The following is a 14,767-nucleotide window of genomic DNA, read 5'->3' on the forward strand; positions in this document are numbered from 1 at the left end:
CGGCGATGGATCAGGCGGGCGGTTCAGAGGTGAAGGGAGCGGCTCGCGAACACGCGTTGCTCTTGTGGTCTCAAGTAGCCCGAAGGGCGATAGACCACACCTCAATCAAGACGCCGCTGGGGCCTAGCGACGGGGCGTTCGACCCGTCCATCGTAGAGGTTCCGGTCAGGGTCGAGGGGGTTACTCGGACCGTTCCAGGACCGCGTCGTCGCGCGGCCTGCCCGTCATGGGCGCCGGGGGTAGCCGTAAACAACGGCGCCTGCCCCGAGCTCATGTCCAACTCTTCGCGCGGGGCGCTTTGCTTTCGTCGAAACGGTAAAACTACATCCACTCCGGGCGAAGGCCCGGCGCCCCGCCCAGCCCTCCACCGCCCGCGATCTCGCGAGGCGGGCGTCCGCGCTCAAGCAGCCCAAAGGGCGATAGCGCACCCAAAATGCCCTTCTCCCGTTGCGGGAGAAGGTGGCCGAGCGGAGCGAGGTCGGATGAGGGGTCTCGCGACGTTGCAAGTAATGCCCGACCTTCGCGATCAGAAGCCCGTGGAACGCGGTCCGCTCATGAATAGGCGCGGGCGCGAGCGGCGGACCAGCCACAGGTTGACGGTCGCCGCCGCCAGCACCAGGGCCGCGACCGCCTGGTGCAGCGCGCCGAGCGTGATCGGCACGGCGTGCATCAGGGTGACGACGCCCAGCCCCGCCTGAAGCCACAGAGCTCCCGCCAGGACGAAGGCCGACAGGCCCAGCCCCTCGGCCAGCCGCCAGCGCCAGGCGTGGATCGCATAGGCCGTGCCCGCCGCCAGCAGCAGATAGGCGCCGATGCGGTGATTGAACTGCACCAGTCCCTGATCGTGCAGGAAGGCCAGCGCCCCCTTGCCCCATTCCACCGGCGGGAAGACCGCGCCGTTCATCATCGGCCAGTCGGTATAGACGAAGCCCGCCTTGGCCCCGGCCACCAGGCCGCCCAGCAGGCATTGCAGGAAGATCGCGCCCAGCAGCAGACCCGCGCCCCAGGTCCAGCCCCTGGGCGAGCGCGAATAGTCGGACCCGGACCAGGCCTCCAGCCCCGTCCAGATCAGGCCGGCGAAGATCAGGAAGGCCAGACCCAGGTGGGTCGCCAGCCGCTCCGGCGCGACATCCACCCGCTCCGACAGGCCGCTGGACACCATCCACCAACCGATCAGCCCCTGCAGACCGCCCAGCGCCAGCAGGATCAGGCAGCGCAGGATCAGCCGCCTGGGCATCCGCCGCATCAACAGGAAGACGAGGAAGGGAACCGCGAAGACCACGCCGATCAGCCGCCCGAACAACCGATGCAGCCATTCCCACCAGAAGATGCCCTGGAACTCGCCCAGGCTCATGCCGGCGTTGATCTGGGCGTACTGCGGGATCGCCTTGTACTTCTCGAAGGCGTCGGCCCAATCGGCGGCGTTCAGCGGCGGGATCGCGCCCATGATGGGCTTCCATTCGGTGATCGACAGGCCCGAGCCCGTCAGGCGCGTCACGCCGCCAATGACCACCATGGCGAAGACCATGGCCGCGCTGAAGAACAGCCATGACGCCACAGCGCGGCTGCTATCCTGATTTACAAAACGGTTCATTCGACGCCTGCCGTTCGCCCCGATACACTGTCGCCAAACCCACCGGGCGACCGGGGCGGTATGCCCCTCCAGCGCGGCAAGATCGAGTCGCTTTCGACGCCAAAGCGTCGCACAGTTTTAAAGGAGCGCCCGTGGCGCCATACGCGGATATCGCCATCGCCGTCCTGGGGGCGCTCGCCCTGGCCTGGATCGCCGACCTGCTGACCGGCCGACGCGGCCTGGGTGGAACCATCCTCGTCGCTGCCGTCGGGGCGGGATGCGGCGCCTTCCTGGCCATCCGCGTCTTCGCCGTGGCCACGCGGAGCGACTGGATCTGGGTCGTCTGGTCCCTGATCGCCGCCGTGATCTGCCTGGTCGCCTTCTTCCTGTTTCGGAGCAAGCGCTGATGCCGCCGCGCGCCCGCCGATTCGTCGCCACCATCGGCGTCCTGCTGTTCCTGACCTTCTGGGTCTGGGGTGCGGTGACGATCAACGACCGCTTGCCGAACATCTGGTGGCTGGACCTGATCTTCTTCACGGTCGCCGGGATCGGCTGGGGCGTCCCCCTGATCCCGCTGCTGCGCTGGGCCGAGCGCGACCCGAAACCGAAGGCCTGAAACGCCCGACGGGCCGGCTTCGGGCTTGAGCCCCTCCCGCTTCCCATGCCACCGTTCTGCGGAATCGGCAGGGTTGATGAAATTCGACCCTGGAGGGGGATCGGGATGTTTGAATCGACCGAAATCGTGAGGGCGGCTTTTCGGGCCATCCTCGGGCGAGAACCCGGCCATGCCGGCCTGGCCCAGGCAACGACTGCACTGGCCCACGGGATGCCGCTCGACGATTTTCTGTCGAACATCCTTCACTCACCGGAATATGTGAGCCGGGTGCGGAAACATAGTGGTTTTGCGGGCTTCACGCCGGTCAGCACAGAGATCGCGGGCCGACGCCTGTGGCTCGACCTTGCTGATATGTACGTATCGCGCGTCTGCCTGACAGGCTCCTATGAGCCCAGCGAAACTGAATTCGTCCGCGCGGAACTCCGCGAAGGCGACACCTTCCTCGATGTCGGCGCCAACATTGGCTGGTTCACGACTCTGGCGGCCCAAATCGTCGGTCCATCCGGCGTCGTGCATGCCTTTGAGCCCCGCAACGAGACCCGAGCCCTCCTCGCCCGATCCATCGTCGATAACGCGATTGACGACATCGTCCAGCTTCACGACGCCATCGTGTCGGATCGGCCCGGCCAATCGCGTCTTGTATGGCTTGAGGGAGGGAACAATCCCGGTGGAACCCGGGTCATGTCTGACGTGGAAATGTTCGGAGAGGGCATGGCGATCCAGTCCGCACGCGCCATCGCCGTCGACGACCTGAACATCGACGGTCGCTTGTCCCTCATTAAGATGGACATTGAGGGCGCCGAGGGACTGGCGCTCAAAGGCGCGAGACAGACCCTCGCCCGCCATCGACCAATCATCCTGACCGAACTGTATGATCCTGCCCTTCAGTTTGTATCGGGAATGGCGATTGGCGACTTCGGCGCCCTGGTAAAGGATCTCGGCTATGAAGTGCGGCGGCTTCTCGATGGCAAGGCCGACGAAATCCTCGCCGACGTGGACGGCTTGGTCACCGACGCTCCCATAAGCGTCGTGCTTTCACCGTTCTAACGCCCCGTGAAGTCAGCGGGCGGCCGCTGAGGCCTGCCGTGAACAAACAGTCGGATTCGGATTGACCTGAAAGTTGAACGGGCGGTCCGCCGCATGGCAGACCGCCCGTCAAATATTCCGACCAATGTCGAAATGGTCGGAGCGACAGGATTCGAACCTGCGACCCCTTGACCCCCAGTCAAGTGCGCTACCAGGCTGCGCCACGCTCCGAAGGCGCTCCGTATAGACGGCGATTTCGCAGTCCGCAAACGCTAAAACGCTCTTCGAACAACAAGTTCGCCTCAGCGCTGAAGAACCGCCTCCAGACGCGCCTTCGCCGACTCCAGGTCGGCCAGAACAGCGCCCAGGCGTGCGGATTCAAACGGCCGCACCGTCGCGACGTGGGCCGTTTCCCGCTCAAGTTCCGAATCGATCTCCAGCGTCGTCGCCGGATCGCCATAGGCGGCCAGACGGGCCAGACCCTGCTCCTTGCGCAGGCGCTGAACACCGCGAATCGTCAGTCCCTCGTCGTGCAGCAGCCGCCGCACGGCCTTCAGGACGGTGACGTCCTCGGGCCGATAGAATCGCCGCCCGCCCGCGCGTTTGACGGGGGCGATGAAGTCGAACTTCGTCTCCCAGAAGCGCAGCACGTGTTGCGGCGCGCCGACTTCGTCAGCGGCCTCGGAAATGGTGCGAAAGGCGTTGGGGCTCTTGGCCACGCTCGTCAGTCCTCGACGACGGCGTCGTGCACCCGGCTCTTCATGATCTGCGAGGCGCGGAAGCTGATGACCCGGCGCGGGTTGATCGCGGCCGGTTCGCCCGTCTTGGGGTTGCGGCCCATCCGGGCGCGCTTCTCGCGCACCTGGAAGACGCCGAATCCGGACAGCTTCACCGTCTCGCCGTGCTCCAGCGATTCGACGACCAGTTCGAGCGTACGCTCGACAAGGCCCGAGCATTCCTGGCGGGACAAGCCCACCTCTTCATGCACCGCCTCGCACAAATCCGCCCGGGTGAGGGTCTGTTGTCCCGTCACTGCATCTCTCCCCTGCCAAGCCCGCACGCATAAAAGGGCAAAGTCGCCTCGAATCAAAGCCCTGAATACAGATCTAGAAGCGGAAGGCGCACGCGCCCCACGTCAGGCCGCCGCCCATGGCCTCGATCAGCACCAGATCGCCGCGCTTGATCCGCCCGTCCTTGATGGCCGCATCCATGGCCAAGGGGATGGAGGCCGCCGAGGTGTTGGCGTGGATCGCCACGGTCGAGATGACCTTGTGCTCCTCCAAGCCCAGACGGTCGCCCACGCCCTTGAGGATGCGTTGGTTGGCCTGATGCGGCACGAACCAGTCGATCTCGGCGATGGAGACGCCCGCGGCCTCGGCCGCCCCGGTGATGGCTTCGGCGATGTTGACCACGGCGTGGCGGAAGACCTGATTGCCCAGCATCTTCAGATGGCCGACCGTGCCGGTCGTGGCGGGACCGCCGTCGACATAGAGCATGTCCGACTTGGTGCCGTCGCAGCGCAGGGCGAAGCCCAGCAAGCCCTGATCAGCCTTGGTCCCCTGCCCCTCACGCGGTTCGATGACAAAGGCGCCGGCCCCGTCTCCGAACAGGACGCAGGTGGTCCGGTCGTTCCAGTCCATCAGCTTGGTCATTTCCTCGGCGCCGATGACCAGGGCGCACTTGGCCATGCCCCGCGCGACGAAGCCGTCGGCCACGCTCATCGCATAGACGAAGCCCGAGCAGACGGCCTGAACATCGAAGGCGATGCCGACCGGCGCACCCAGCTTGCGCTGCACGATGGCGGCGGTTGCGGGGAAGGTCTGATCGGGCGTGGTGGTGGCGACGATGATCAGATCGACGTCGGCGGCCGTCTTGCCCGCGTCGGCCAGGGCGCGTCGCGCAGCCTCGACCGCCAGATCGCTGGTCGGTTCGTCGTCGCGGGCCTGGTGCCGTTGGTGAATGCCGGTGCGCTCGACGATCCACTCGTCCGAGGTGTCGACGAATTTGGCCAGGTCGGCATTGGTGACGACCTTCTCCGGCAGGAAAGAACCGACGCCGGTCACGGCGCTGCGAATGACGCTCACTGGTGGGTCTCCCCGATGGTTTCGGCGGCGGGCGTGGGCTGGTCCAGGGCGGCGAGCCGCCCCAGATTGGCCCCGACCTTGGCCATGTAATCGCTACGCGCCAGATCGACGGCGATGCGGATGGCGTTTCCATAGCCCCGCGGCGTGGCGCCGCCGTGGCTTTTCACGACAATTCCGTTGAGGCCCAGCAGAGGCCCGCCGTTGATGGCGTTAGGGTCAATCCTGGCGGCCATGCGCTTCAGCGCCGGCATGGCGATCAGCGCGCCCAGCTTGGCGATCGGACCCGAGGTCAGCGCCTCTTTCAGCAGGCTGGAGATAAAGCGCGCCGTGCCTTCGGCCGTCTTCAGGGCGATATTGCCGGTGAAGCCGTCGGTGACGACCACGTCGACCGTGCCCTTGGCGATGTCGTCGCCCTCAACGAAGCCGTGATAGGCCAGCGGAATCCCGCCCTGACGCAGGATGGCGTGGGCCTCGCGCACCTCGTCATGGCCCTTCATGTCCTCGGAGCCGACGTTCAGCAGGCCGACTGTCGGCTTAGCTACGCCGTGCACGGCCGACTGAAAGGCCTCGCCCATGATGGCAAATTCGATCAGTTGCTTGGCGTCGCTGCCGATATTGGCGCCGACATCGAGCACCGCCGTATAACCCCGCAGGGTCGGCCAGCTGGCGACGATGGCGGGCCGTTCCAATCCCGGCGCCGCCATGCGCAGCAGCAGTTTGGAAATGGCCATCAGGGCGCCGGTGTTGCCGGCGGAAACGGCGGCCTTGGCCTCGCCCGTCTTCACAGCCTCGATGGCGTTCCACAGGCTGGAACCCTTGCCCCGGCGCATCGCCTGGGCCGGCTTTTCGTCCATGGCCACGACCTTGTCGGTATGGCGCACCTCGCAGGCGACGTCCGTCAGGCCGCAGCGCGTCATCTCGACGCGAATCGCAGCCTCGTCGCCATGCAGCAGGAAACGCACGCCCTCGCTGTCATGCCGCGAGAGATAGTCCTTCACGCCGCCGACCACGACCGAGGGACCGTGGTCTCCCCCCATGGCGTCGAGCGAGATCAGTGTTGGGGATGCCAAGTGGAAATGGACTCCGTCGCCGTCTTGTCGCGGCTTCATATATAGGGATGCGGGACGCAAATGTCGCACCCTTGGGATGCTACCAGGTCGCCGTCAGGTCAACCTTGGTCCGAACCGTCGCTCGAGCGCAGGCCCTTCAGCACCGCGAAAGGCGAGATTTCCCCCGGTTCCGGCGGCTGCTCGAAGCTCGCACCCGGCTTGCGCGGGAAGGGATCGAGGCTCAACGCCAGTTGTTCGACGGCGTATTGGCCCAGATCAAGACGCCCGTCCTCGATCTGATCCGCCGAATCGTCGTCCAGTTCCAGATCGATTTCGGCGTCTTCGTCGGGCTCGCGCTCGGTCGCCTCGACCATCTGGACCGAAAATTTCCGATCAATGTGTACCGGAAGCGGCTCCAGCGTCAGACCGCAGGTCTGAACCGCGTCGGCCATGACCCGCCCGTCCAGACGCCAGCCCGACACGGTCGGGACCAGGTTGATGTCCACTTCGAACATGTCGAGCGCCTGAAGGTCCAGGGCGCGGGCGACGCGCTTGCGGGCGTCGGCGTCCGGCGTCAGGCGGCGATGCACGCCGGCGCCAATGTGATGCAGCCGCAGCGGCTCGCTATAGGGCAAGGGGGGGACGTCGTTCATACGGTAATCTCCGACCAGGCCGGAGCGCTGGACACGGTTTCAAACGCTTGCGTCGCCAGAGACTGACGCGAGGCCACAGCGTAACGCGCCAAGGCGTGTCCCATCGCGGCGTCGGCGCTTTCATAGACGTTCTTGGCCAGCGAGGCGGCCATGGCGTCAATGTCCTCGGCGCGCAGCGGCCCTTCATAGGCGCTCATACGACCATACAGGGACTCGCCCAGCTTGCGCATCTTCTTGCCGACGGAGACGTCGCCCACGCCTAACTCGCGCAGGGTGTTGTCCAGCGACGAGATATAGGTGTCGAACAGCTTCTGCGCGGCCACCTCGCCGCGCTCGCCGTCGCCCTTGAGCCGCAGGAACAGAATCAGGACGTGCAGGGTGTAGAGCTCGAAGCGGGCGTCGATCCGGTCCGCCACGCCCAGCGTAGTGTAAAAAGCCGGCTGGCGAGCCTGTTCGACCGCCAAGGCATACAGGGCGTCGCCCTGGCGCTCATCGGGTCGTTGTCGGAAGAGATTTCTAAGCATGATCACCGGCCCCTTTTCCGCCGCGCCGTTGCACTAGGACGCAGCGCCGGTTAGGTCAAAGACCTTGTTCTGCTGAGGCCCACGCTGATGCCCCGATTTACATCGATCTTCGCCGCGATTTCGCTGGCCGCCGCAGCCGGCGCCTGTGCGCCCACTGTCGCCACCCAGGGCTTCCAGGCGATCGACGCCAAGCCCCAGGATGTCGTGGCCGGCACCGACACCAAGGAAACCGTCCTGGCGCGTCTGGGTTCGCCCTCGACGACCTCGACCTTCGAGCCCGACACCGTCTGGTATTATATAACCCAGATGACCGAGCGCTATACCTACAACAAGCCGCAGGTGTCGCAGCGCTCGGTGACCGAGATCACCTTCAACAAGACCGACGACAAGGTTGCCGCCGTCCGCACGCTCAGCCTCGCGGATGGCCGCCAGATCGCCATGGAACGTCGCGAGACGCCGACCCGCGGCCGTCAGCTGACCATTCTCGAACAACTGCTGGGCAACGTCGGCCGCGGCCAGCTGCCGCGCACCGAGGAAGACGTCCCCGGCCAGCGCCGCCCGGACTAAGGCCTCAAAGCCGCGAGCGACCGCGTCGCGAGCATAGGCCCTAAAAAAAACGCCCCGGAGATCGCTCTCCGGGGCGTTCTTCGTTTCCAAGACGGCCTGAGCCCCTAGACGATCTTCCCGCTCGCCAGCACCGCCAGCAGCAGCAGCGCCACGATGTTGGTGATCTTGATCATCGGGTTCACCGCCGGACCAGAGGTGTCCTTGTAGGGGTCGCCCACGGTATCGCCGGTGACGGCGGCCTTGTGCGCCTCAGAGCCCTTGCCGTGGACCACGCCGTTCTTGTCGGTGAAGCCTTCCTCAATCAGCTTCTTGGCGTTGTCCCAGGCGCCGCCGCCCGAGGTCATCGAGATGGCCACGAACAGGCCGGTCACGATGACGCCCATCAGCATGGCTCCCAGCGCGGCGAAGGCGTTGGCCTTGTCCGGCTGTATGAACAGCACCACGACGAACAGGACGATCGGCGACAGCACCGGCAGCAGGCTGGGCACGATCATCTCGCGGATGGCCGCGCTGGTCAGGATGTCCACCGCCTTGCCGTACTCCGGCTTGGTCTGGAACGTCATGATGCCCGGGTTCTCGCGGAACTGACGACGCACCTCGGCCACGACGGCCTCGGCGGCGCGCCCCACCGCCGTCATCGCCATTCCCCCGAACAGGAAGGGCAGCAGTCCCCCGAACAGCAGGCCGACCACGACGTAAGGGTTGGACAGGTCAAAGGCGACGTCGCCCAGACCGTAGAAGAAGCTGCCCGGCTGCGCCTCGGCCGCGAAGAACTTCAGGTCCTCCACATAGGCGGCGAACAGCACCAGCGCCCCCAGGCCCGCCGAACCGATGGCGTAGCCCTTGGTCACGGCCTTGGTGGTGTTGCCCACCGCGTCCAGGGCGTCGGTCGAGACGCGGACTTCCGGCGCCAGGCCCGCCATTTCGGCGATGCCGCCCGCATTGTCGGTGACGGGTCCAAAGGCGTCCAGCGCCACGATCATCCCCGCCACGCCCAGCATGGTCGTGGTGGCGATGGCGATGCCGAACAGGCCCGCCAACTGGAAGGCCGCGACAATGCCGACGATGATGGTCAGCGCCGGCAGGGCCGTCGATTCCAGCGACACGGCCAGACCCTGGATCACATTGGTGCCGTGCCCCGAGACCGAGGCGTTGGCCACCGACTTCACCGGGCGGAAGCCGGTGCCGGTGTAGTATTCGGTGATGACCACGATGGCCGCCGTGACCAGCAGGCCGACGACCCCGGCCCAGAACAGGTTCATGGGCTGGATCAGTTGACCCTGCACCTCGACCCCGCCGGCGGGGACCAGCTGATGGATGACCCACCAGACCGCGACGACCGACAGCACGCCGGTGACGATCAGGCCCTGATACAGAGCCCCCATGATATTGCCGCCCTTGCCCAGTCGGACAAAGAAGGAGCCGATGATCGAGGTCACGATGCAGATGCCGCAGATCGCCAGCGGCAGCAGCATCATCACCTCCACATAGGGCTGATTGCGGAAGAAGATGGCCGCCAGCACCATGGTCGCCACGGTCGTGACCGCATAGGTCTCGAACAGGTCGGCAGCCATGCCGGCGCAGTCGCCGACGTTGTCGCCCACGTTGTCGGCGATGGTGGCTGCGTTGCGGGGATCATCCTCGGGGATGCCGGCCTCGACCTTGCCCACCATGTCGCCGCCCACGTCGGCGCCCTTGGTGAAGATGCCGCCGCCCAGTCGCGCGAAGATGGAGATCAGCGAGGCGCCGAAGCCCAGCGCCACCAGGCCGTCGACGACCGCGCGGCTGGTGGTCTCAAAGCCCATGCCCAGGGTCATGAAGGCGTAGTAGCCAGACACGCCCAGCAAGGCACCGCCCGCCACGAACATGCCCGTGATGGCCCCCGAGCGGAACGCTAGGTCCAGCCCCTTGGCCAGACTTTCAGACGCCGCCTGCGCCGTCCGCACATTGGCGCGCACGGAAATCAGCATCCCGGCGAACCCGGCCGCGCCTGACAGCACCGCCCCGATCAGGAACCCGAGCGCGGCCCAGGGTCCAATAAGCAAGAAGGCCGCGATAAGAATCACGACCCCGACCATTCCGATAGTTGTGTACTGACGCTTCAGATAGGCGGACGCCCCCTCCTGGATCGCCGCGGCGATCTCACGCATCTTGTCGTTACCAGTGCCGGCCTTCATCAGGACGGCGGTCTGGACGGCGCCGTAAAGCACCCCCAGCGCGCCGGCCGCGATGGCCAGCCAAACGTAATTCATCATGGCGTTTCCAAGCCCTTGTGCAACGAGCACACGGATCCTTGGCGCGGACGGGCGTTTTCGCCTCTGGCCGCCTTCCGGTCCCCCCGTGCGCCTACGGACGCAACCTCACGCCCCCCGGGAATTGCGGCTTAACAGTGTCAAATGCGGGGAGGTGACGCAACACCGCTCTTCGAGCCGGGTCAGGCCAAATTCAAGCGGAGGGTCAGCCGGCGGGCAGCCCAGTGCGACGACGCGGCGCCTGGCTGACGATCTCCACCCGCGTAATCGCGCTCGGGCCGATGAGGGTCGAGGCCGAGCGGATCAGGCTGGCGCTGAGCGCGGCCGTATCCAGTGCGGTCCAGTTGTTGGCCAGGACAAAGGGGGTCCGGTGGCCGGCCCGGACCAGGGCGTCGCGCAGATAGGCCTCCTTGGCCCGCACCGCCTCGACCGTATGGCCGGGGCCAAGGTGCAGTTTCAGCACCACGAAGACGTAGTTCCGCACGCGGCCATCGGTGATGATCGGAAGGCCCATTCCCGGCAGGTTCAGGAAGGCGGCGACAGCGGGTTCAGCCTTCTCACTGGCCTTCGCACCGCTGGCGACAGCGACCACAGAGGCGGTCAGGACGGCTCCAGCCTGGATCAGGGCGCGACGTTGCATGATGCTATCCTGCCCTGCGCCCCGTTAGGATTCCGTTGCGGGCCTAGCCGTGAACCCAGCCGGTTCGGGTGGGGGTGATTTTGTGACCGAGGTGGCGCACGATCATGCCCTTGCCCTCCACCACCCGGCCGATGCGGGTCAGGCGCAGATGGCGGCGGTCGGCCTCGCGGCGCAGGGCGTTCTCGGCCCCGGCCGGGACGGTCAGGACGATCTCGTAATCGTCGCCGCCGGTCGCCAGAAGTTCCAGAGCGCCTTGCGCGTCCACGCGGCTGTCCAGCCAGGCCTGAGCCGCCGCCGACAGGGGCAGAACCTCCAGATCCAGTTCGATGCCCACGCCGCTGGCCTCGGCGATATGGCCGGCATCGGCCAGCAGGCCGTCGGACACGTCAGCGCTGGCGGTGGCCAGGCCGCGCACGACCGTGGCGAACTCCACGCGCGGCATGGGGGTGCGATAGGCGGCCTCCAGCGCGTCCATGCGCTCGGGCTCCAGCGACAGGCTGCCCTGCGCCGCCTGAAGGCCCAGCCAGCCGTCGCCGATGGTGCCGGTGACGAAGACCAGATCGCCGGGCCGCGCGCCGGCGCGGCTGACGGTGGACCCCACCGGCGCCCAGCCCAGCATGGTGGCGGAGAAGCTGGCCGGTCCCGGCGTCTTGACCGTGTCGCCGCCCAGCAGGGAAATGTCGAAGATGGCCTGATCGCGCCGCAGGCCGGCGACAAAGGCCTCGCGCTCGGGCCAGCCGCAGCGCTCGGACCAGTGGCAGGCCAGCAGATAGCCGAAGGGCTCGGCCCCCTTGGCGGCCAGATCGGACAGGTTCACGCGCAGCAGCTTCTGCGCCACCGTGTCCAGTGGGTCGTCGGGCAGGAAGTGGACGCCCTCGATGATGGCGTCCTTGGTCAGAACCAGATCATGCCCCGGACGCGAGGGCAGCACGGCCACGTCGTCGGCCAGCCCCCTCGCCCATTCCGGGTGCGCCAGCGGCTTCAGAAGCCGCTGGATGGTCTCGAACTCGCCAGCGACATCAATCGCGGGCATCGCGCGCCACGCCGTCGAGCGCCGCGTTCACGAACTTGGCTTCGGCGTCGTCGAAGAAGGCCTTGGCCAGCTCGACATACTCGTCGATGACGATCTCGCGCGGGACGTCGGGCTTGGACTTCAGCTCCCAGGCGCCGCAGCGCAGCAGGGCGCGCAGCGTGGCGTCCAGACGTTCCAGCCGCCAGTTGGAGGCCAGGCGCGCCCTGACCGCTTCGTCGATGCCGCGCTGATCCTCGACCACGCCGTGGACGATGTCCGAGAACCAGGCCTCGTCGGCCTCGGCCAGGGGCGCGCCGTCGATGTCGGCGTCGAAGCGGTGATCGCGGAATTCCTTGACGATGACGTCCACGCCTTCGCCCGCCAACTCCATCTGATACAGGGCCTGGACGGCGGCCAGACGGGCGACCGTGCGAGCGCGACGCTGACGCGAGGTCAGTTGCGGCTCGGCGCGGGCTTTGTCGGCCTCGGCCAACTGGGCCATGACTTCGGCGACGGTCGCCGGGGTGGGTTTGGTCGACTCGGTCACGAGGCCAGTCCTCCGCGCAGGCGCTTGCGCAGCGCGATCAGATCCATACAGGCGCGGGCGGCGCCGCCGCCCTTGTCGCCTTCGCTCAGACGGGCGCGGGCCCAGGTCTGTTCTTCGTCCTCGGTCGTCAGGATACCGTTGCCGATGGCCAGGCCCTTGAGGCCCAGATGCATGAGGCCGGCGGCCGACTGATCCGAGACGATCTCAAAATGATAGGTCTCACCGCGGATCACGCAGCCCAGGGCGACATAGCCGTCATAGCGCGGCGCGGTCGGATAACGACCAGCCTCTTCGGCCATGGCGATGGCGGTCGGAACCTCCAGCGCGCCGGGAACGGTGACGACGTCGAACTGCACGTTTTGCGCGCGCAGGGCGTCCTTGGCCCCTTCAAGAAGGGCGTCGGCCAGATCGTCGTAATAGCGCGCCTCTACGATGAGGACGCGGGTTGGGTCGTTCAGGATTGGTCTTCTCCGTCCATGTCGCGCCAGCCCACGATGCGCAGGCCGTAGCCTTCAAGCGCCGTCGGATTGGGCCGCGTCGAACTCATCACGATCATGTCTTTGACGCCGAGGTCGAGCAGAATCTGGGCCCCGACGCCATAGGCTTTCAGCGAACGATCCGCGGCGGCGGGCTTGTCCGCCCCGCCCAGCCGCTCGGCCAGGCCGTGCAGGCCCGGATCGCGCAGGAAGACGACGACGCCCGGACCGTCATTGGCGGTCAGCGCCTGCATCGCCTTCGGAATATAGTCCTGGCGTGCCTCGACATGGCCCAGCAGGTCGGCGGCGAAGTCGATCTGGTGCATCCGCACGACCGTCGGCTTGGTCGGGTCGATGTCGCCGCGCACCAGGGCGATGTGTTCGGCGCCCTCGATGGTGTTGCGGTACAGGATCAGCTTGAACGGCCCGCCGTGAACGCTCTCGAACGGCGTTTCCAGCACCCGCTCGACAAAGCGTTCGGTGCGGCGGCGATAGGCGATCAGGTCGGCGATGGTGCCGATCTTCAGCCCATGCAGCTGGGCGAAGGCGATCAGGTCGGGCATCCGCGCCATCGTCCCGTCGTCCTTGATGATCTCGCAGATCACCCCGGCGGGGGTCAGACCGGCCATGCGGCTGATGTCGACGGCGGCCTCGGTGTGGCCGGTGCGGACCAGAACGCCGCCGTCGCGGGCGACCAGGGGGAAGATGTGGCCGGGCGAAACGATGTCGTCGGCGCCCTTGGTCGGGTCAGCGGCGACCTGGACGGTATGAGCGCGGTCGGCGGCGGAAATGCCGGTCGTGACGCCTTCCTTGGCCTCGATCGAGACGGTGAAGGCAGTGCCCATGCTCTCGCGGTTCTCGGCGGCCATCGGCGGCAGGCGCAACTGCTTGGCGCGCTCGGCCGTCATGGCCACGCAGACCAGACCGCGGGCGTGCTTGATCATGAAGTTGATCTGATCCGGCGTGGCGAACTGGGCCGGAATGATGATGTCGCCCTCGTTCTCGCGATCCTCGGCGTCCACCAGGATATAGGGGCGGCCGTTGCGGGCGTCCTCGATGATGTCCTCGATCGGGCTGATCGGGCTGTCGTCCATGTTCGCCGCCAATTGCATCACGCCGTCTCCTGCCACCGCGCGAGGTAGCGCGCCAGCATGTCGATCTCCAGGTTGACCTTGTCGCCGACCTTCAGGCCGCCGAGCGTGGTCGCATTCCACGTATGCGGAATGATGTTCAAGTCGAAGCGGCGCTCTTGCACCCCATTCACCGTCAGGGAAACCCCATCGACGGTGATTGAGCCCTTCGGCGCGATAAATCGGTGCAGCGGGGCCGGGGCCTCGACCACGATGCGGTGCGATCCGCCCTCGGGCGTGATCGAGACGACCTCGCCCAGGCCGTCGACGTGGCCGGAGACGATATGGCCGCCCAGTTCGTCGCCCAGTTTCGCGGCGCGTTCCAGATTGACGCGCGTGTCCTCGGTCCAGTCGCCCAGTTTGGTCTTGGACAGGGTCTCGCCCGAGACCTCGACCGCGAACCAGCCCTCGCCCTTTTCCGTCAGGGTCAGGCAGCAGCCCGCGTGGCTGATGGAGGCGCCCAGATCGATGGTCGCCGTGTCCCACACGGTTTCGATCTCGTAGCGACGGTCGCGGTCGGTTTGGCGGACGCTGCGGACGCGGCCGATGTCGGTGACGATGCCGGTGAACATGAAAGCTCCGGTCCCTTCGGACCCAAAAAACAGAGTCTAATTAGTC

General features: G+C 66.6%; 18 protein-coding genes and 1 tRNA gene. 4 read left to right on the forward strand and 15 right to left on the reverse strand.

Translation table 11 applies throughout. The annotated features are described in order from the left end of the window. Positions 1-526: 526 nt before the first annotated feature. Positions 527-1,594 carry a COX15/CtaA family protein gene (locus tag AB4Y68_RS13665; protein ID WP_441456306.1) on the reverse strand — a complete coding sequence of 356 codons (1,068 nt, stop codon included), beginning with the start codon at positions 1,592-1,594 and terminating at the stop codon, positions 527-529. Positions 1,595-1,725: 131 nt separating this feature from the next. On the opposite strand from AB4Y68_RS13665, the gene AB4Y68_RS13670 reads away from it, so the two are divergent. The 3 genes from AB4Y68_RS13670 to AB4Y68_RS13680 all read left to right on the forward strand — a co-directional run bounded on the left by AB4Y68_RS13670 (position 1,726) and on the right by AB4Y68_RS13680 (position 3,236). Then, complete coding sequence (locus tag AB4Y68_RS13670; RefSeq protein ID WP_441456307.1) at positions 1,726-1,980, forward strand: transglycosylase; 255 nt, start codon at positions 1,726-1,728, stop codon at positions 1,978-1,980. Continuing rightward, positions 1,980-2,189, forward strand: coding sequence for a DUF2842 domain-containing protein (locus tag AB4Y68_RS13675; RefSeq protein ID WP_441456308.1), 210 nt, complete (start codon positions 1,980-1,982; stop codon positions 2,187-2,189). Before AB4Y68_RS13670 ends, AB4Y68_RS13675 begins: the two co-directional genes overlap by 1 nt. Before the next feature lie 105 nt (positions 2,190-2,294). Next, positions 2,295-3,236: an FkbM family methyltransferase gene (locus AB4Y68_RS13680; RefSeq protein ID WP_441456309.1), complete on the forward strand. Its 942-nt coding sequence runs from the start codon at positions 2,295-2,297 to the stop codon at positions 3,234-3,236. Between the two features lie 133 nt (positions 3,237-3,369). Here the strand turns inward: AB4Y68_RS13680 and AB4Y68_RS13685 are convergent. From AB4Y68_RS13685 to AB4Y68_RS13715, 7 genes are all read right to left on the reverse strand, one after another. Next, positions 3,370-3,446, reverse strand: a tRNA-Pro gene (locus tag AB4Y68_RS13685). Between the two features lie 71 nt (positions 3,447-3,517). Next, positions 3,518-3,934: a MerR family transcriptional regulator gene (locus AB4Y68_RS13690; protein ID WP_441456310.1), complete on the reverse strand. Its 417-nt coding sequence runs from the start codon at positions 3,932-3,934 to the stop codon at positions 3,518-3,520. A gap of 5 nt (positions 3,935-3,939) precedes the next feature. Then, positions 3,940-4,248: an integration host factor subunit alpha gene (locus AB4Y68_RS13695; RefSeq protein WP_441456311.1), complete on the reverse strand. Its 309-nt coding sequence runs from the start codon at positions 4,246-4,248 to the stop codon at positions 3,940-3,942. A gap of 73 nt (positions 4,249-4,321) precedes the next feature. Beyond that, complete coding sequence (locus tag AB4Y68_RS13700) at positions 4,322-5,299, reverse strand: beta-ketoacyl-ACP synthase III (protein WP_441456312.1); 978 nt, start codon at positions 5,297-5,299, stop codon at positions 4,322-4,324. Further along, complete coding sequence (gene plsX / locus AB4Y68_RS13705; protein ID WP_441456313.1) at positions 5,296-6,369, reverse strand: phosphate acyltransferase PlsX; 1,074 nt, start codon at positions 6,367-6,369, stop codon at positions 5,296-5,298. Before plsX ends, AB4Y68_RS13700 begins: the two co-directional genes overlap by 4 nt. 98 nt (positions 6,370-6,467) lie before the next feature. Beyond that, positions 6,468-7,001: a YceD family protein gene (locus AB4Y68_RS13710; protein WP_441456314.1), complete on the reverse strand. Its 534-nt coding sequence runs from the start codon at positions 6,999-7,001 to the stop codon at positions 6,468-6,470. Further along, positions 6,998-7,525 carry a ubiquinol-cytochrome C chaperone family protein gene (locus AB4Y68_RS13715; protein ID WP_441456315.1) on the reverse strand — a complete coding sequence of 176 codons (528 nt, stop codon included), beginning with the start codon at positions 7,523-7,525 and terminating at the stop codon, positions 6,998-7,000. Before AB4Y68_RS13715 ends, AB4Y68_RS13710 begins: the two co-directional genes overlap by 4 nt. 87 nt (positions 7,526-7,612) lie before the next feature. Here AB4Y68_RS13715 and bamE point away from each other — a divergent pair, with 87 nt between their 5' ends. After that, positions 7,613-8,092, forward strand: a complete 480-nt coding sequence (gene bamE / locus AB4Y68_RS13720; protein ID WP_441456316.1) for an outer membrane protein assembly factor BamE domain-containing protein — start codon at positions 7,613-7,615, stop codon at positions 8,090-8,092. Between the two features lie 104 nt (positions 8,093-8,196). On the opposite strand, the gene AB4Y68_RS13725 is transcribed toward bamE, so the two are convergent. The 7 genes from AB4Y68_RS13725 to AB4Y68_RS13755 all read right to left on the reverse strand — a co-directional run bounded on the left by AB4Y68_RS13725 (position 8,197) and on the right by AB4Y68_RS13755 (position 14,721). After that, complete coding sequence (locus tag AB4Y68_RS13725) at positions 8,197-10,347, reverse strand: sodium-translocating pyrophosphatase (RefSeq protein WP_441456317.1); 2,151 nt, start codon at positions 10,345-10,347, stop codon at positions 8,197-8,199. Positions 10,348-10,549: 202 nt separating this feature from the next. Further along, positions 10,550-10,984, reverse strand: coding sequence for a hypothetical protein (locus AB4Y68_RS13730; protein WP_441456318.1), 435 nt, complete (start codon positions 10,982-10,984; stop codon positions 10,550-10,552). Between the two features lie 43 nt (positions 10,985-11,027). Further along, positions 11,028-12,017 carry a thiamine-phosphate kinase gene (thiL, locus tag AB4Y68_RS13735; protein WP_441456319.1) on the reverse strand — a complete coding sequence of 330 codons (990 nt, stop codon included), beginning with the start codon at positions 12,015-12,017 and terminating at the stop codon, positions 11,028-11,030. Then, positions 12,004-12,498, reverse strand: coding sequence for a transcription antitermination factor NusB (nusB, locus tag AB4Y68_RS13740; RefSeq protein ID WP_441456348.1), 495 nt, complete (start codon positions 12,496-12,498; stop codon positions 12,004-12,006). The genes thiL and nusB overlap by 14 nt, the downstream gene beginning before the upstream one ends. 41 nt (positions 12,499-12,539) lie before the next feature. Then, positions 12,540-13,001 (reverse strand): 6,7-dimethyl-8-ribityllumazine synthase, encoded by a 462-nt coding sequence (gene ribH, locus AB4Y68_RS13745; protein WP_441456349.1) that lies wholly within the window; start codon positions 12,999-13,001, stop codon positions 12,540-12,542. Beyond that, the gene (ribB, locus tag AB4Y68_RS13750) at positions 12,998-14,131 is read right to left on the reverse strand and encodes a 3,4-dihydroxy-2-butanone-4-phosphate synthase (protein WP_441456320.1); all 1,134 of its coding nucleotides are present in this window, start codon (positions 14,129-14,131) and stop codon (positions 12,998-13,000) included. Before ribB ends, ribH begins: the two co-directional genes overlap by 4 nt. Next, the gene (locus AB4Y68_RS13755; RefSeq protein ID WP_441456321.1) at positions 14,131-14,721 is read right to left on the reverse strand and encodes a riboflavin synthase; all 591 of its coding nucleotides are present in this window, start codon (positions 14,719-14,721) and stop codon (positions 14,131-14,133) included. The genes ribB and AB4Y68_RS13755 overlap by 1 nt, the downstream gene beginning before the upstream one ends. Positions 14,722-14,767 lie beyond the last annotated feature (46 nt).

The organism is Brevundimonas sp. 2YAF1, from assembly GCF_052114745.1.
Taxonomy (GTDB): Bacteria; Pseudomonadota; Alphaproteobacteria; order Caulobacterales; family Caulobacteraceae; genus Brevundimonas.